Below are 16,387 nucleotides of genomic sequence, written 5' to 3'. Positions count from 1 at the left end.
TAAGCTGAGTGTGTGCCGATCCAGACCCCCTACGAGGACCTGCTGCGGAAGGTGACCGAGCAGGGGGTGGCGAAATCCGATCGCACCGGTACCGGCACCCGCAGTCTGTTCGGGCACCAGATGCGTTACGACCTGGCCGCCGGCTTTCCGTTGATCACCACCAAGAAGGTGCACACCAAATCGGTGATCTACGAGCTGCTGTGGTTCCTGCGCGGCGATTCGAACGTGCGGTGGCTACAAGATCACGGCGTGACGATCTGGGATGAATGGGCCAGTGAGACAGGCGATCTCGGTCCCGTCTACGGCGTGCAGTGGCGCTCGTGGCCGACCCCGTCCGGTGAGCAAATCGACCAGATCTCGAATGCCCTCGATCTGCTCAAGCGTGATCCCGATTCGCGGCGCAACATTGTCTCGGCGTGGAACGTCGGCGAGATCCCGCAGATGGCGCTGCCGCCGTGCCACGCCTTCTTCCAGTTCTATGTGGCTGACGGGAAGTTGTCCTGCCAGCTGTATCAGCGCAGCGCGGACCTGTTCCTCGGCGTGCCGTTCAACATCGCCAGCTATGCCCTGCTGACCCACATGATGGCCGCGCAGGCCGGGCTGGGGGTCGGCGAGTTCGTCTGGACGGGTGGCGACTGCCACATCTACGACAACCACGTCGAGCAGGTGGCGCTGCAGCTCGGACGGGAACCCCGTCCGTATCCGGAACTCGTTCTGGCGCATCGAGACTCGATCTTCGACTACACCTACGAGGACATCGCGATCGTCAACTACGATCCGCATCCCGGGATCAAGGCCCCAGTCGCTGTATGACCGATGAACACAAGGCAGCCGATCTTCGGCAGCTGGCGATGATCTGGGCGCAGTCCACCTCGGGTGTCATCGGGCGAGCCAACGACATCCCGTGGCAGCTGCCCGAGGATCAGGCCCGGTTCAAGAAGCTCACGCTCGGGCAGACGGTGGTGATGGGCCGGCTGACCTGGGAGTCGCTGCCGGCCAAGGTCCGCCCGTTGCCGGGCCGGCGCAACGTCGTCATCACCCGCGATCCCGGATATGCGGCCGAGGGCGCCGAGGTGCTGACCGGGCTCGACGACGTCTTCCGTGGTTGGGTGATCGGCGGGGCGCAGATCTATGCACAGGCACTTCCGCTCGCGGTCCGGTGCGAGGTGACCGAGATCGACATCGACCTGCCACCCGCCGAGGGCGACGCGATGGCACCTGAGCTCGACGAATCCTGGACGAAGACCACCGGCGAATGGTTGACGAGCAGTTCGGGACTGCGGTACCGATTCTGCAGCTACGTGCGCGCGCGGTAGCCGGCCAACCTGCGCACCTCGCTGTCGAGGTCTTCGGCGGCCAACTCGTCGATCCGGTTCTCCAGAGCCTTCACCTCGTCGCGGTCCAGGTCGCCGGGTCCCATGGGCCCGATCAGATCGCCGATGACGACGACCGCGTGGCAGCGGATCAAGGGCTCGGAATGGTCGAGTCCGAGCCGGGCGCCGGGCAGGTCGGCGGCGTCGAGCGTGCAGTATCCACGTCCGGGCTCCAGGTCCGCCGCCACGATCGGCGCGACAGACGGATCCGCGAGCCCGGCGGCCAGCAGCGTGTACTCCAGCGGCGGATGTCCGCGGCCGTGATCGCGGAACGATCGGTACGGCGCGGCGACTGCTGCCGACCTGCTGCCGGCCGGCAGGTCCTCGCGTGCCAACACCTCCGGCCCGGCGCCGAGGCGCCCCAGCGCCGCGGCCACCCAGTCGTGGCCGTTGCCGCGCAGCGGCAGTGCTGCCCACAACGCGTCCAGCACCTCGGCCGTCGCGATGTTCAGGTCCGCGAGCAGTTTGGCGCCTGTCCACGCGGTCTCGGTGCGGCCGAGCGCCGCAATCCCGACCGGAACGGCGGCCGGACCGGTGTCGAGCAGGAGCGCGGTCGCGCGTTCGCGGCCGAGTGCGTCGTCCGGGCCGGGGATGAGACCTGTCGCCGCTGCCAGAATCGCCACCCGCTGCTCAACCGGCATGGCGAGCACGTTTCGTTCGGCCTCCGCCGCGGCGACGTATTCGGGGAAGTGGCGCCGCAGTTCGTCGGTGGTCAACGAACGAACGAGAAGATCGGCGTCCCGGTCGTCGAGGTAGACCACCGCGTCGTCGGCCAGGGTTCCGTCGGCGACGAGCGCGCTACGGGTTCGGGCGGCGATGTTCAGCATCGCCTCGGCGAAGCGGTCCCATTCCTGCTCCCACTGCGCACGGGGTAGCCCGGTGACGGCTGCACAGAGCCGCTCACCCCACTGCGAATCGGTTTCGGACCACTCGTAATCCTGGTACTCCCAATCGGGCGGGCTGAACCGGCAGTCCGGGTCGTCGACCGATTCTTCGGTGGCCAGCGCGAGGTTGGGTAGGTAGATCACCCCGGTGGTCTCGGCGTAGAACTCGCTGAACGCCTCGGCATACGGCGTCTCGGCATCGGCTGCCTCGACCATCCGGCGGACCGCATTCGCAGCGGCCAGGGTCAACTCGGTCTCGAACGCATCCCAGTCGAACGCCACGCGGATCAGTATCGCCAATCCGCTCCGCTACTTGTCGGGCCCGTCGCTCCAATCCGCTCCGCTACTTGTCGGTCCCCTAGGGGACGATGGCAGAGTGGCCACACTCACCCCCGCACAGGCCCGCCGCATCGCCGCCGCCGCGCAGGGGTTTCACGACCCCAAACCCCGCGGCCCGGTCACCCGTGCGCATCTGCGCAAGCTGATCTCCCGGATTCAGGTGCTGCAGCTGGATTCGGTGTCGGTGGCGGTGCGGGCACATTACGCACCGGTGTTCAGTCGCCTCGGACCGTACGACCGCGACGCGCTGGACCGGGCAGCTTGGTCGCACAGCGCGCGCTCGCCCCGGCTGCTGGTGGAGTACTGGGCACACGAGGCCGCCCTGATGGCCGTCGAGGACTGGCCACTGCTGCGGTGGCGGATGCGGGAGTACACCCACGGCCGGTGGGGCACCGAGATCGTCCGGAAGAACCCCAAGCTGGCCGAGGACATCGTCGCCGCCATCGCCGAACTCGGCCCTTCGACCGCCGGTCAGATCGAAGCCCACCTGGAGTCCGAGCCGCGCGGCAGGAAGGGGCCGTGGTGGGACCGCAGCGAGACCAAATGGGTGGCCGAGGCGCTGTGGTCGTCGGGGGTCCTGACGACGGCGACGCGCGTCGGGTTCGCCCGGCACTACGACCTGACCGAACGGGTGCTGCCACCGGAGGTGCTGGCCCGGCAGGTCGACGACGAGGAGGCGGTCCGCGAGTTGGCGCTGCGGGCCGCGACCGCGCTGGGCGTCGGCACCGAGGCCGATATCCGCGACTACTTCCGGATGGGGGCCAGGCAAGTCAAGCCGGCGATCGCCAAACTGGTGGCCGACGGGGAGCTGGAATCGGTCGACATCGACGGTGTTCCGGCGTATCTGCGGGCAGGCCAGACCGTGCCGCGTCGTGACCGCGGGACAGCGCTGCTGTGCCCGTTCGACCCGTTGATCTTCTTCCGGCCGCGGGTGGAGCGGTTGTTCGGTTTCCACTACCGGATCGAGATCTACACGCCGGCGCCCAAGCGCCAATTCGGTTACTACGTATGGCCGTTCATGCTCGACGGCGAGCTGGTGGCGCGCGTGGATCTCAAACGCACCGATGCCGCGCTGCAGGTGCTGGGCGCCTTCACGGAGGACGGCCAGGACCCCGCGCGGGTGGCGGAGGCCCTGGCCGTCGAGCTGAGGACGATGGCGTCGTGGCTGGGGGTGGGCGAGGTCGAGGTGGGGGGCCGTGGCGACCTCGCCGAGCCGTTACGTCGCCGGATCCTCAGCTAGTTCAGGGACCCCGCGCCCTCGGATCATGTTGGCGGCGAAGATGATCGCGCCGATCACGAGCCACACGATGCCGCCGATCTTGGCCAGCGCGTCGGCGTTGATCAATACGTATCCGATGATCAGGAAGCCGATGGTCGGCACCACGAGGTGCAGCAGGTAGTTCCTGGACTTCTGGCGCACCACGTAGTACCAGATGACCGAGGCATGCAGCAGGCAGAAGCCGAACAGCGCACCGAAATTCACCAGCGACGAGATCAATCCGATCTGGCCGACGAAGAACAGCACCAGCACCAGGCTCAGCGCGCTGACCACCAGGATGGCTGCGATCGGGACCTTGCGGGAACTGATCGTGGACAGGAACGCGGGCAGTTGGCGGTCGCGGCTCATCGAGAACAACAACCGGCTGGTGGCGGCCTGGGCGGCCATCGCATTGGCGAAACCGACGGCCAGCACATTGACCACGAAGAACGCGTTCATCCAGCCGGTGCTCGACGCGGCCTGCACCAGCAGGAAGAACGCGTTGCCCACCTCGTCGTCACCGAACGATTCGCGGCCCCCGGCCAGCAGGCTGGCCAGCCAGGTCTGGGTGATGAACAGGAACGCCACCACGAACAGGGCGACGATCATCGCGCGGCCGGCCGGGTTCTTCTTGCCGGTCGATTCCTCGGCCAGCGTGGAGATGCCGTCGAAGCCGAGGAAGCTCAGCACCGCGATCGACAGTGCGGCCGCGATCAGCGGCGCGGTGACCAACTCGGAGTTCCAGATCGGCAGTGCGCTCCACCCGACGTCGGGCAGCGATTGTCCGTTGATGGCGCGCACCGCGATGATCACGAACAGCACGACGAAAACCAGTTCCACGGCGAGGAATACGCGGTTCACGATCTTGAGCGAACTCACGCCGAGCAGGTTGATGATCGTGTTCACCACCACGAAGACGATCGCCCACACCCAGCGCGGAGTACCCGGGAAGAGTCCGACCATCGACTCGGCGGCGAAGACGTAGAGCAGGGTGGGGATCAGCAGGTAATCGAGCAGGATGGCCCATCCGGCGAAGAAGCCCAGGCCGGGGTGGATACCGCGGCCCACATAGGAGTACACCGACCCGGCCAACGGGAACGACTTGGCCATCTGGGAGTAGGCCAGTGCGGTGAACACCATCGCGATCAGGCCGATCAGGTAGACCAGCGGCACCATTCCCGACGCGCTGTTGTAGACCGTGCCGAAGATGGTCCAGGGTGCGATGGGCACCATGAACACCAGGCCGTAGACGATGAGGTCTGCCGTGGAGACGGAGCGGCTGAGTTCCTGCTTGTAGCCGAATGATTCGAGATCGCGTTGCCCTTCACCGGTGGTGAGGTGGGCGGCGGCCGCTTCGATTGCCATCACGTTCCTGTCGAGTCGAGGGGGATGTAGGTCAGACCCGGGCGGCAGCGGCCAGATCGTGCTGATTCAGGAACTCGGCGATCACCGAGCGGAACTCTTCGGGTTTCTCCAGATGAGTGCAGTGGCTGGTGCCGGCGAACACGTGAGCGCGGGCGTCGGGGATGAGGTCGGCATAGGGCTGCCAGGTCGCCGGGGTGGCCTCGTCGAACTCGCCGGCGATGACCAGTGTCGGGGCGGTGACCGACGGCAGCCGGTCGATGATGCTCCAGTCGCGCAGCGTTCCGATGACATGAAACTCGTTGGGGCCGTTCATCGTGTGGTAAACGGTCGGCTCGGCCTCCATCTGGGCCACGGTGTCCGCGAAGTCCTTGGGCATCGGCTCGACCCGGCAGACATGGCGACGGTAGAACTCCTCCGTTGCGGCCAGGTACGCGGGATCGGTGACGGTGCCGTCGGCTTCATGTCGGTCCAGCGCTGCCCGGGCCTCCGGCGGCAGCTGAGCGCGGAGTTCGGCGGCGCCCTCGACCCACAGTTGCATCGAGGCGGGGGAGTTGCAGATCGACAGCGAAGCCAGTCCGGCCGGGGTGCGGACGGCGATCTCGGCGCCGAGCATGCCGCCCCACGATTGTCCGAGTACGTGGTACCGGTCGACGCCGACGGCCTCGCAGACGGTGTGGAACTCGTCGACGAAGAGCTGTGGTGTCCAGAAGTCGGCAGGGGCGTCGGGCAGGTGTGTGCTGTTACCGCAGCCCAATTGGTCGTAGTGGATGACGGTGCGGCCGGTCTCGTCGGCCAGCGCGGCGATGTTGGCGACGTAGTTGTGCGCCATGCCGGGTCCACCGTGCAGGACGAACAACGGAAGAGCGTCGGGGCGGGCGCTGTCGGGTGTGGTGACCTGGACCCAGGTCTCATGACCGCGGAAGGGCACGGTGCGGCTGGTGCGAGGCATGGCCGTCAGCATGGACCATTAATGGTCTTGTGACAAGACCATTAATCAGGATTTAATTTGCGACGTCGATATTGTGTGCCCATGGGGAATCCCGAGCCGCAGACGACAGCGCCCGCGGGCGCCACGCCCGGGCTGCTCGAGCGCGAGCTCGAACCCTCGTCACGGGTGGATGAGATCACCGACCGGCTCGTCACCGCGGTGGCGATCGGCGAGTACCTGCCCGGTTCGCGCCTGCCTGCCGAGCGTGAGCTCGCCGCGTCCCTGCGGGTCGGCCGGATGACGGTACGCGCGGCCCTGGCCCGGCTGGTTGAGCTGGGATTGGTGGAGACCCGGCGCAGCGGCCGCGGCGGCGGCACCTACGTGCTGCAGCAATGGCCGGAGTCTTCGACGGCCGCCGTTGGGCGCAGTTTGACCATGCGGCTCGACGAACTCCGGGACCGCTGCGATGCCATCTGCCGAATCCACGGTGCGGTATGCCGTGCGGCCGCGGAGGCGCGAACCGACCGTGACCTCGCGGTGTTGAGGGAGCGGCTCGAGGCTTACCGCTGCGCCGAGAGCGGTCTGGCCGCCCAGCAGGCGGACAGCGCGTTGCACCTGGCGATCATGGATGCGGCCGGCAATACCGTGCTCAAACAGATGCTGCTCGAGTTGGAAGCCTCCGTGAGCATCGCCGCACCGGCCCACCTGTGGGGTGAATCGGCGACCATGCGCGAGATGGAACTACGGGCCCTGCGAGAGCACGAACAGCTGATCGATGCGATCGCCGGGCGTCGCGGGGACGACGCCGAAGCGCTGGCCCGCGCACACCTGGCGATCGACTTCGAACACATCACGGCCGCGATGCGGCGCGCCGGGGGCCTGGCCGACTGACGGGCGGCCCGGGTGCCTAGCCCAGGAACCGCTCGCGGTAGTCCCGGAAGCGCTCGGCCAGGGCGGCCGGATCGAGGTGAAGGTCGGCAGCCTCATAGATGACGCCCCCGTACCGTCCGCGGGGATGTTCGGTGAGGAAGTCGGTCATCGCCGCCCGTACGTCGTCGCCGAACGGCTGGTCGGCGAGTCGGTAGATGTCGGCGAGCGTGCCCCGCTCGTCGGCCATGAAGTCGTCGAACCGCACGTCGATGGATTGCCCGGCGGGCAGTGCATCGCGGTCGCGGATACAGCCGGCGAGCAGATCGTCGATGCGGGTCAGCCAGTGTCCGGTCAGCTGCGCCACGTCGGGCCGCGTGACCGCCATCCGGGTCGCGTAGCAGATCATGGTCATCATCGACAGCGTCACCTCGACCGGATCGCGATGGGTGACAACGAAAGTCGCGTCCGGGAAGGTGGCGGCCAGCGTCGGGAACTGTTCCAGATGCTGGGGCGATTTGAGTACCCAGCGGTTCCCTCCACGCAGCCACTGCATGGCCCGCAGGCTGCGCTTGACGTACGCGTAGGACGCCGCCTGGTCGTGTGCCTTGTAGTGAGCGGTGAAACTCGGTACGTAGTAGGTGGTTTCGAACAACATGCCCGAGATGTCGTTGGCCAGGAGCTGGATCTCCTCGTGGGCGTGCTCGACGGTCATGTCATGCATCCGCCGGAACTCCGGCAGCGAGGTGTTCACCAGTTCCAGGCCGGCGGCACAGCGATCCCGGCGCGGTCCGGGGGTGTCCTCGCCTGGGCAGGGCAGCGGTTCGAGGCTCTCCCAGTAGGGCAGGTACCGCAGGGCGGGATCGGCGGCGAGCAGGTTGTGTAGATGCGTGGTGCCGGTGCGGGGGAGACCGCAGATGATGATCGGCCGTTCGATCCCGATGTCCTCGATCTCGGGATGGTCGGCGATCAACGCCTCCAACCGCAGCCGGTTGACCAGGTTGCCCACCAACTGCTCGAACGCGATCGCCACGCCGGTATCGGACAGACCTGCTTCGTCGCGCAGCGCCGTGCAGAGCACGTCGAGACGTTCCCGGAAGGCAGGGTCGCCGAAATCGTGCAGCCCGGTTCTCTCGGTTGCGGCCGCCAACATCGCGTCCAGGTCGAGGTCCAGGTTCGCGCCGTAGGCGGCGAGTCCTTCTCGGATAGGTTGGGCTGCAGCGGGATACACCGGGTTGCTGAGGTCATCGAACCGGATCGGCGCCGGACGTCGCATGCTGGTGGTCACAGGGCCGCCACCTCGGCCACGTCGACCACCCGGCACTGCGGGTGCGCGGGAGTCTCGTCGGGCAGGAACCAGCGCAGCCAGATGAGGCCCTTGGGCCTCCCGGCCGTCGAGACCCAGTTCGGGTGGCCGGGATCCTTGTCGCTGATGACGATGCGCCAGGATCCGTCCGGTTCGTAGGTGACGTGGGCGCCGTTGATCGTGACGCGTTCGTGGGTGTAGTCGTAGGTGTGCAGGAACGGATTCCACAGGCACAGGTTCCAGAACACGCAGTCCGGTGAGGTGCCTTCGACGATCAGGGCCTGGTCCGGCTCCAGATCGTAGGCGCCCATCGCATACGCCGCGTCGGCCGCCGACCAGCCGTAGGCGTTCTGGGGGACCGGGAACGGCGGGTGCAGCTGGTTGGCGGGTTCAACTCTGGTGGGCAGGAAGGACACCTGCTCGTGCAGCCAGCTCCTGGCGTAGCGGAACCGTCGGGCCAGCTCGGCGGCACTGTCCGACCGCCGGGCCGGTGGGTCGAGCGCCTCGATCCGCCACGTCGGCCGGCGATCGGTGCTCGGATCGTTCAGATAGTCACGGGTCAAAGCGAATTCGGTGTCTGCGTCGAGTTTGAGCCAGGAGCTCTCGTGAGATTCGGGGCTCATGACGAACTCGAAGTTCCCGTCCTCGTCGAACTCGAGATCGCGATTGTTGATGGTGCCGACGATGCGATCGCTGTAGCGGCCCTCGCCCGGCCCGCCGTAGACGGTCATCGACAGATAGACGGCATCGCCGCGGTTGCCGGTGACCCGGTAGGTACGGGCCGGGTTCAGCGGAGCGAGTTGATAGAAGGCGTCGGAGTTGTCGCCGCCCCATTTGAGGTACGGGCTGATGACGTCGACCAGGATCGGCTTGTCGCGGTCGCCCCACACGTAGGCGTCGACGCTGACCCGCAGCACACTGAACGCCAGGCGGTAGCCGTCGAGCAGGTCCGGTTCACTCAGCGCGGGTTCGGTGGTGAGCAGCTTCTGTTCGATGCCGCGCATCTCGTCGAGAAGCGCGTTGAACGCCTCGGACAGCTCGGTCCTGTCGGTCATGCTCGGTCCTTCCTTCGGGGGTGGGTACGTCCGGCTCCTTCGATCAGCAAGGAGCACAGTCGATCTGCGGTGGTGTCGACGTCGACGTCCGGTTCCATGTGGGCGGAGTAGAACGCGGTGCCGATCAACGTTTGGTAGACCATGTCGGCGTCGACGTCGGGGTGGACCCGGCCCTGCTCGACGCCGGAGGAGACCAGGGACCGGAATGCGTCCTTGGTCCGGGCGTCGAGCAGTTGCTGGGTCCGGATGTGAAGTTCCGGGTCGCGTCGGCGCTCGGTAAGGATGCCGAGCGCGGCGGCCTCGACCACGGGGTCGCGCCAGAAGGTGAGTACCGCGCGGGCGAACGCACGAACGTCGGTCTCGAAATCTCCTGATACCGAAAGGAGTTCGCCGTCAGGCGGCTGGCCGAACGCGGCGTCGAAGACCAGGTGGGCCTTCGACGGCCAACGCCGGTAGATGGTGGGCCTGCTGACGCCCGCCTCGCGCGCGATCGCCTCGATGGACAGCTGGTCATAGCCGTCGTGCGCCAGCAGGCGACGGGTGGCGCTCATGATGTCGCGCTGGGTTTGCGGATCACGGGGCCGTCCCGGGCCTGTGAGCGAGGACACACCATTAAGTTACGATGCGTCACGTAATTGAGTCAAGAGGTGGATTCGCGTGCCGATTCGACGCGGAGAGGGTGCGTGGTCGCAGTGGTGCCGAGGCCGATCAGGTCCCGCGGTCGATCAGGTCGAACACCATCACCGCGTGTGAAAACCGTTGGGGCGTCACTCCCACCGGGCCATACGGATGGTCGAGCATGAAGACCAGGAAGAGCAGCAAGGCCAGCAGCACGGTGACGGTGCTGACCAGGATCATGTGGGCGCGACCATTCTCGAGTCGCATGAAGCTGGCCAGCGTGATCAGCACCAGGCTGCCGAAGATCAGGGCGCTCCACAACAGGACAGGTATCCGCGGACTCGAATTGAGGATGCGCGCACTGCGGTCCGACGTCAGGGTGGCCAACTGGCTGAGGAACTGACTGTTGATCGGGGCGGCGGTCGAGTCCGATTTGGCAGTACCGACGATGCGGTACATCTCGGTGAGAGCGTGCCGGCCGTTGTTGCTGATGGGGCCGAACTCTTCCCTGCCCCATTCGGGACCCTGTACCGCGGCCGCGTACGCGCGCAGTTGCTCACGTACCTGGGCCTGTTCCGGCTGCGGCATGGCCACCGTTTGCCGGTACATGGTCACCAACGTCGAGGCCTCGTTGGACACGTTCGTCTGGGCAGACAGGTATTGCTGCCATCCGACGACGACGGTGAACCCGAGGAGCGCGCCGTAGACCAGGCCGACGACGGTGAGGAACGGTGACAACACCGAGTTGTGCTCCGGTCGCGTGTCACGCGCGATGACCCGGCTGGCCAGCAGCACGCTGCCGACCGCCAGGCCGACTGCGCCCACGATGACCACGGCGAGCAGGAGCCAGGTTCCGAACAACCCAAAGTCGCCCATAGTTGACACAGGATGCCAGCACACTTCTCGACGCGGGGCGGATCGTTCGGTTTGGTCCCGCAGGCGACGGTTCAGATCATCTGCAGTGCCGCCAGATAGAGATCGGTGGAGGCGAAGGCATTGGTGGGCTTGACCCGTTTGTGGGCGACACCGCCGAGGCGCCGCTCGGAGAAGATGATGCGACCGTCCGGGCTGAACCCGATCTCCAGTTCGGTGGCCACACCCGTAGCGCTCAGCAGGGGGTGCTCCCACACCATGGTGCGGTACTCCGCGTTGGGGCCGCTGTCGAAGATCAGGTCCCAGTCCTTCTCGTTGGCGCGTTCTCGCACCAGATCCAGAATCTCGTAATGCACGGTGGCTCCTCTCATGATCACTTTCGGTTCGGTACTGCGGAGATAAGGTGCGCTGCAGGGATATCGAGTGCCCCCTCAGCGTCCTTCAATCGAGATCGGTGGGCTGTCCGCCGATCGGACCGGGGCCGGGACCAACTCCGGATCCGCCGAACGGGGGACAAGCGGGGACGGAATGGTTGCTGCCCCGCGATCAGCGACCATTCCGTCGGTGCGGGGCGGTCTAGTGCGTGCTACGGCCGGGAAGGACCTGAGTCACCGTGGCCAGCAGGTCGGCGCCCTCCGGGCCACACAGCCCGCGAGGGTGACCGCTGCGCCAAGGAGCAACAGTGCCAGTGCATTTCGGTGTGGCTTACCGGCAGAGCCATCAGCCGAACCGGCGATTTTGCGTAGCATCGGGAGACCTTCCGTTTCAGGTGGGTGGGCCGGGTGGCAGGGCAGGGTCCAAGGTGTGAACCGCCACCCGGTGTCCGGGGAACAGGACAGTAAAGAGGAAGGGTCCGACAAGCCCGGTGCTAGATGACGTCCAGGAATTCCTCGGGGACGGTCACGACCGCCTCGGTATTGCCCTGTGAATCGGTGAACTCCACCTCATAGGCGGGTGGGAGGCCGGACTGCGCGTATCTGGTGTGGTCCATCACGACGGTCCCGACCGCACCGGCCGGCAGGTTGTGTTCCGGCAACGGTCGCCGCAGGCGGACCAGGCCGTATTCTTCCGGCTTCACCTGCTCGGCCGGCCCGGGACTCTGCGTCCGCTCGTATTCGGCAGCGCTGGAGACGGCGAGCGCGACGGCACCGCCGACGGCCGCGAGGAACGCGATGACCACCAGCCAGCCGTATCCCGGCCGCGACACATCACCGAGCAGAACCACGCCGACGATGCCGGGGACAACGGTTTCACCGACCACCAGCGCCGCGGCCACACCGTTCACCGAACCCACCTGCAGGGCAACGGTGAACAGGTAGAAGCCGCCGAGACCCGCGACCAGCACGGCCCACATCGCCGGGTCCGCGATCAGCACGCGGAGGTTCAGGGGATCGAGACCGTCGACGAGTCGTATCGCCACCGCCATCGCCCCGTAGAGCACGCCGGCGATCAGGCCCGCGGGCACGGCAGCGTTGCGCCCGAGCAGCCGGACCAGTGCGGCGCCAAGACCGAGGATGATCGCGGACACCACCAGGACACCCCAGTGCGTGACCGCGCCGGGATCCCGGTCGCCGAGGGGTCCCGCGGTGGCTCCCAGGATGCACAGCGCCACAAGAACTATCGCGATCGCGGTCCAGTCGCGCCGATGGAGTCGAACGTGGAGAACGAACAGGCTCAACACGGCGGTGACCACGAGATTGGCGCTGATGATCGTCTGCGACAGGAACAGTGGGATCAACCGGGCCGAGACCAGGCTGCCCACGAAACCCAGCAAGTCCAGCGCCATGCCTGCGATGAAGACCGGGGCCAGCATCGCGCCGATCGTCGAACGCAGGGTGGGGCCGCGGTCTGCGGTTTCGGTTGCGTCGACGGAATGGCTTGCGGCGTACGACTGCAGCACCGAGGCGGTGCCGTAACCGACGCACGCGAGCAACGCGGCCGCCACTCCGATCAGCACTGCGAACCGCCGGACATCTGGCGATTGTAGGAGCGCGACAGGCGCGGCCGGGCGAACCGGCGCCGATTTCTACCGCAGGGTCGTGGTTGTGGCGGCACTGACAGCTCTGGCGTGGAAATCGGCGCGCTGCCGATCCGCGCCGGACCCGTCAACAGTCCGGACCCCGCAACAGTAGGGTGGGCGAGTGGCCGAGATCGCGCCGCTGCGCGTGCAGCTGATCGCCAAGACGGAATTCCAGGCGCCGCCTGACGTGCCGTGGAGCACCGATGCCGACGGCGGACCTGCGCTCACCGAGTTCGCCGGCAGGGCCTGCTACCAGAGTTGGTCGAAGCCCAATCCGAGGACGGCGACCAACGCGAGCTATATCCGTCACATCATCGATGTCGGGCATTTCTCCGTGCTCGAGCACGCGTCGGTGTCCTTCTACATCAGCGGTATCTCCCGATCGGCCACCCACGAGCTGATCAGGCACCGGCATTTCTCCTACTCACAGCTCTCGCAGCGCTACGTGCCCGAGAACGACGCCGAGGTGGTGGTGCCGCCCGGCTTCGAGGACGACCCGGAGCTGGTGGAGATCTTCACCGCTGCCGCCGACGCCAGCCGCGCCACCTACACCGAACTGCTGGCACGCCTGGAGGCCAAGTTCGCCGACCAACCCAATGCTGTCTTGCGCCGCAAACAGGCCAGACAGGCCGCCCGGGCGGTGCTGCCCAACGCCACCGAGACCCGCATCGTGGTCACGGGCAACTACCGGGCCTGGCGCCATTTCATCGCGATGCGGGCCAGTGAACACGCCGATGTGGAGATCCGCAGGCTGGCGATCGCCTGTCTGCGCGAGCTCGTGGAAGCGGCTCCGGCGGTGTTCTCCGATTTCGAGATTTCGACGCTGGCGGATGGTAGTGAGGTGGCAACGTCTCCCTTGGCCACAGAGGCTTGAGACCACCGGGTAATCTTGGCGCGTGAGTACGAGCGGAATCGATGTAACGGCGCAGTTGGGCACGGTGTTGACCGCAATGGTGACGCCGTTCAAGCCCGACGGCTCGCTCGATCTCGACACCGCCGCTCGGCTGGCCAACCACCTGATCGACGCCGGCTGCGACGGCCTGGTGCTCTCCGGCACCACCGGCGAATCGCCGACCACCACCGATGACGAGAAGCTCGCGCTGTTGCGCGTCGTGCTCGAGGCGGTGGGGGACCGGGCCCGCATCATCGCCGGCGCGGGTTCCTACGACACCGCCCACAGCGTGCACCTGGCCAAGGCCTGCGCCGCCGAGGGCGCACACGGCCTGCTCGTGGTGACCCCGTACTACTCGCGGCCCCCACAGGCCGGTCTTCTCGCGCACTTCACTGCCGTCGCCGACGCCACCGACCTGCCCAACCTGCTCTACGACATCCCGCCGCGGTCCTCGATCCCGATCGCCTGGGAGACCATCCGCGCTCTGGCCGGGCATCCCAACATCGTGGGCGTCAAGGACGCCAAGGGCGATCTGCACGGCGGCGGCCAGATCCTCGCCGAGACCGGGCTGGCGTACTACTCGGGCGACGACACGCTGAACCTGCCCTGGCTGGCCATGGGCGCGGTCGGTTTCGTCAGCGTCTGGGGACATGTGGCCGCCGGCCAGTTGCGGGACATGCTGACCGCGTTCAACTCGGGCGATATCGCCACGGCCCGCAAGATCAACCTGTCGTTGGGCCCGCTGGCCCGCGCCCAGGCCCACCTCGGCGGGGTCACCATGTCCAAGGAGGGCCTGCGGTTGCAGGGATTCGATGCCGGCCTGCCACGGCTGCCGCAGATCCCCGCCAGCCATGCCGAGATCGAGGCGCTGGCCGCCGACATGCGCGCGGCAGCGGTGTTGCGATAGTGACCGCCGAACTCGCGCCCCCCAAGCCACTGGCCCCCGGCGGTCTGCGAGTTACCGCGCTGGGCGGAATCAGCGAAATCGGCCGCAACATGACGGTCTTCGAGCACCTGGGCAAATTGCTCATCGTGGACTGCGGTGTGCTGTTTCCGGGGCACGACGAACCCGGGGTGGACCTGATCCTGCCGGACCTGCGTCACGTCGAGGACCGGCTGGAGGATGTCGAGGCACTCGTCGTCACCCACGCCCATGAGGACCACATCGGCGCGATTCCGTTCCTGCTGAAGCTGCGTCCCGACATCCCGGTCGTCGGCTCGAAATTCACCATCGCGCTGATCCGGGAGAAGTGCCGCGAGCACCGCATCAAACCGGAATTCATCGAGGTCGCCGAGCGGCAGAGCAGCCGGCACGGCGTCTTCGAGTGCGAGTACTTCGCGGTCAACCACTCGATCCCGGGATGCCTGGCCGTCGCGATCCACACCGGCGCCGGCACCGTGCTGCACACCGGAGACATCAAGCTCGACCAGCAGCCGCTCGACGGCCGCCCGACCGATCTGCCGGGCATGTCGCGGCTCGGTGACGCCGGCGTCGACCTGTTCCTGTGTGACTCGACCAACTCCGAACACCCGGGCGTCAGCCCGTCGGAGAGCGAGGTCGGTCCGACGCTGCACCGGTTGATCCGAGGTGCCGAGGGCCGGGTGATCGTGGCCTGCTTCGCGTCCAACGTCGACCGCGTGCAGCAGATCGTCGACGCCGCGGTGGCGTTGGGCCGTCGGGTCTCGTTCGTCGGGCGCTCGATGGTGCGCAACATGGGCATCGCCCGCGAGCTGGGCTACCTGCGCGTCGCAGACTCCGACATCCTCGACATCGGCGCGGCAGAGATGATGCCGGCCGAGAAGGTCGTCCTGATCACCACCGGTACCCAGGGCGAGCCCATGGCGGCACTGTCGCGGATGTCCCGCGGTGAGCACCGCAGCATCACCCTGACCGCGGGCGATCTGATCATCCTTTCCTCGTCGCTGATCCCCGGCAACGAGGAGGCGGTCTACGGCGTCATCGACGCACTCGCCAAGATCGGCGCCCGCGTGGTCACCAATGCCCAAGCGCGCGTGCATGTTTCCGGTCACGCCTACGCGGGGGAGCTGCTGTTCCTCTACAACGGTGTGCGTCCCCGCAATGTGATGCCGGTGCACGGCACCTGGCGGCACATGCGGGCCAATGCGGCACTGGCCGCGAGCACCGGCGTGCCGCCGGAGAACATCGTGCTGGCCGAGAACGGCGTGAGTGTGGACCTGGTGGCCGGTAAGGCATCGATCTCCGGTGCGGTGACGGTCGGCAAGATGTTCGTCGACGGATTGATCACCGGGGATGTCGGCGACGCCACGCTCGGCGAACGTCTCATCCTGTCTTCGGGATTCGTGGCGGTGACGGTGGTTGTGCACCGCGAGACCGGGAAACCCGCCGCTCCGGCCCACCTGCACTCGCGCGGGTTCTCCGAAGATCCCAAGGCGCTGGAGCCGGTGGCCCGCAATGTCGAGCGCGAGCTGGAAAGCCTTGCCGCCGATAACATCACGGACCCCACTCGCATCGCCCAGGCCGTCCGGCGCACGGTCGGCAAATGGGTGGGCGAGACCTACCGGCGGCAGCCGATGATCGTTCCGACCGTCATCGAGATCTAGTCGAATTGGTGCGCTGAGCGACTCGG

16 protein-coding genes and 1 pseudogene are annotated in these 16,387 nt (G+C 67.0%); 7 read left to right on the top strand and 10 right to left on the bottom strand.

Annotated elements, in window-relative coordinates:
- The first annotated feature begins 12 nt into the window (after window positions 1-12).
- Entirely contained in the window at window positions 13-813 is an 801-nt protein-coding gene (locus ACNQR1_RS24640; RefSeq protein ID WP_418048291.1) for a thymidylate synthase, read from the top strand.
- Entirely contained in the window at window positions 810-1,316 is a 507-nt protein-coding gene (locus tag ACNQR1_RS24635; RefSeq protein ID WP_418048290.1) for a dihydrofolate reductase, read from the top strand. The genes ACNQR1_RS24640 and ACNQR1_RS24635 overlap by 4 nt, the downstream gene beginning before the upstream one ends.
- Here the strand turns inward: ACNQR1_RS24635 and ACNQR1_RS24630 are convergent.
- Entirely contained in the window at window positions 1,298-2,539 is a 1,242-nt protein-coding gene (locus ACNQR1_RS24630; RefSeq protein WP_418048289.1) for a hypothetical protein, read from the bottom strand. The genes ACNQR1_RS24635 and ACNQR1_RS24630 overlap by 19 nt on opposite strands.
- A 94-nt stretch (window positions 2,540-2,633) precedes the next feature.
- Between ACNQR1_RS24630 and ACNQR1_RS24625 the strand changes: the two genes are divergently transcribed.
- On the top strand, window positions 2,634-3,836 hold the full coding sequence (locus ACNQR1_RS24625) for a winged helix-turn-helix domain-containing protein (RefSeq protein ID WP_418048288.1): 1,203 nt from the start codon (window positions 2,634-2,636) through the stop codon (window positions 3,834-3,836).
- Here the strand turns inward: ACNQR1_RS24625 and ACNQR1_RS24620 are convergent.
- Together ACNQR1_RS24620 and ACNQR1_RS24615 are read right to left on the bottom strand one after the other, a co-directional pair.
- A complete protein-coding gene (locus ACNQR1_RS24620; RefSeq protein ID WP_418048287.1) occupies window positions 3,813-5,219 on the bottom strand; it encodes an APC family permease in 1,407 nt (468 codons plus the stop codon). The two genes, ACNQR1_RS24625 and ACNQR1_RS24620, sit on opposite strands and share 24 nt — an antisense overlap.
- Before the next feature lie 31 nt (window positions 5,220-5,250).
- Window positions 5,251-6,180 carry a proline iminopeptidase-family hydrolase gene (locus ACNQR1_RS24615; protein ID WP_418048286.1) on the bottom strand — a complete coding sequence of 310 codons (930 nt, stop codon included), beginning with the start codon at window positions 6,178-6,180 and terminating at the stop codon, window positions 5,251-5,253.
- A gap of 69 nt (window positions 6,181-6,249) precedes the next feature.
- Here ACNQR1_RS24615 and ACNQR1_RS24610 point away from each other — a divergent pair, with 69 nt between their 5' ends.
- Window positions 6,250-7,038, top strand: a complete 789-nt coding sequence (locus tag ACNQR1_RS24610) for a FadR/GntR family transcriptional regulator (RefSeq protein ID WP_418048285.1) — start codon at window positions 6,250-6,252, stop codon at window positions 7,036-7,038.
- Between the two features lie 16 nt (window positions 7,039-7,054).
- Here the strand turns inward: ACNQR1_RS24610 and ACNQR1_RS24605 are convergent, their stop codons facing one another.
- From ACNQR1_RS24605 to ACNQR1_RS24575, 7 genes and pseudogenes are all read right to left on the bottom strand, one after another.
- Window positions 7,055-8,302 (bottom strand): sulfotransferase family protein, encoded by a 1,248-nt coding sequence (locus ACNQR1_RS24605; protein WP_418048284.1) that lies wholly within the window; start codon window positions 8,300-8,302, stop codon window positions 7,055-7,057.
- Window positions 8,299-9,375 (bottom strand): DUF1214 domain-containing protein, encoded by a 1,077-nt coding sequence (locus ACNQR1_RS24600; protein WP_418048283.1) that lies wholly within the window; start codon window positions 9,373-9,375, stop codon window positions 8,299-8,301. Before ACNQR1_RS24600 ends, ACNQR1_RS24605 begins: the two co-directional genes overlap by 4 nt.
- On the bottom strand, window positions 9,372-9,983 hold the full coding sequence (locus ACNQR1_RS24595) for a TetR/AcrR family transcriptional regulator (RefSeq protein WP_418048282.1): 612 nt from the start codon (window positions 9,981-9,983) through the stop codon (window positions 9,372-9,374). The genes ACNQR1_RS24600 and ACNQR1_RS24595 overlap by 4 nt, the downstream gene beginning before the upstream one ends.
- 100 nt (window positions 9,984-10,083) lie before the next feature.
- Window positions 10,084-10,869, bottom strand: coding sequence for a DUF4239 domain-containing protein (locus ACNQR1_RS24590; RefSeq protein ID WP_418048281.1), 786 nt, complete (start codon window positions 10,867-10,869; stop codon window positions 10,084-10,086).
- A gap of 71 nt (window positions 10,870-10,940) precedes the next feature.
- Window positions 10,941-11,222, bottom strand: a complete 282-nt coding sequence (locus ACNQR1_RS24585; RefSeq protein ID WP_418048280.1) for a hypothetical protein — start codon at window positions 11,220-11,222, stop codon at window positions 10,941-10,943.
- Window positions 11,223-11,734: 512 nt separating this feature from the next.
- Window positions 11,735-11,944: a DUF4926 domain-containing protein gene (locus ACNQR1_RS24580; protein ID WP_418050483.1), complete on the bottom strand. Its 210-nt coding sequence runs from the start codon at window positions 11,942-11,944 to the stop codon at window positions 11,735-11,737.
- Between the two features lie 18 nt (window positions 11,945-11,962).
- A pseudogene (locus ACNQR1_RS24575) lies at window positions 11,963-12,823 on the bottom strand (hypothetical protein); the annotation flags it as partial.
- A gap of 184 nt (window positions 12,824-13,007) precedes the next feature.
- On the opposite strand from ACNQR1_RS24575, the gene thyX reads away from it, so the two are divergent.
- The 3 genes from thyX to ACNQR1_RS24560 are packed head-to-tail and all read left to right on the top strand — an operon-like array spanning window position 13,008 to window position 16,361.
- Entirely contained in the window at window positions 13,008-13,760 is a 753-nt protein-coding gene (gene thyX, locus ACNQR1_RS24570; RefSeq protein WP_036445051.1) for an FAD-dependent thymidylate synthase, read from the top strand.
- A 22-nt stretch (window positions 13,761-13,782) separates the two neighbouring features.
- Entirely contained in the window at window positions 13,783-14,685 is a 903-nt protein-coding gene (gene dapA, locus ACNQR1_RS24565) for a 4-hydroxy-tetrahydrodipicolinate synthase (protein ID WP_418048279.1), read from the top strand.
- A complete protein-coding gene (locus ACNQR1_RS24560; protein WP_418048278.1) occupies window positions 14,685-16,361 on the top strand; it encodes a ribonuclease J in 1,677 nt (558 codons plus the stop codon). Before dapA ends, ACNQR1_RS24560 begins: the two co-directional genes overlap by 1 nt.
- Window positions 16,362-16,387 lie beyond the last annotated feature (26 nt).

The sequence above is a fragment of the Mycobacterium sp. 48b genome (genome assembly GCF_048282725.1).
Classification (GTDB): Bacteria; Actinomycetota; Actinomycetes; order Mycobacteriales; family Mycobacteriaceae; genus Mycobacterium.
Note: the sequence above shows the minus strand (reverse complement) of the source record. Positions and strands in the feature narration are given on the sequence as shown.

What these genes read in the sequence shown, in the direction of transcription:
- ACNQR1_RS24610 (WP_418048285.1), top strand. Translation starts at nt 6,250, where the DNA reads ATGGGGAATCCCGAGCCGCAGACGACAGCGCCCGCGGGCGCCACGCCC.
- ACNQR1_RS24590 (WP_418048281.1), bottom strand. Translation starts at nt 10,869, where the DNA reads ATGGGCGACTTTGGGTTGTTCGGAACCTGGCTCCTGCTCGCCGTGGTC.
- ACNQR1_RS24615 (WP_418048286.1), bottom strand. Translation starts at nt 6,180, where the DNA reads ATGCTGACGGCCATGCCTCGCACCAGCCGCACCGTGCCCTTCCGCGGT.
- ACNQR1_RS24620 (WP_418048287.1), bottom strand. Translation starts at nt 5,219, where the DNA reads ATGGCAATCGAAGCGGCCGCCGCCCACCTCACCACCGGTGAAGGGCAA.
- ACNQR1_RS24635 (WP_418048290.1), top strand. Translation starts at nt 810, where the DNA reads ATGACCGATGAACACAAGGCAGCCGATCTTCGGCAGCTGGCGATGATC.
- ACNQR1_RS24600 (WP_418048283.1), bottom strand. Translation starts at nt 9,375, where the DNA reads ATGACCGACAGGACCGAGCTGTCCGAGGCGTTCAACGCGCTTCTCGAC.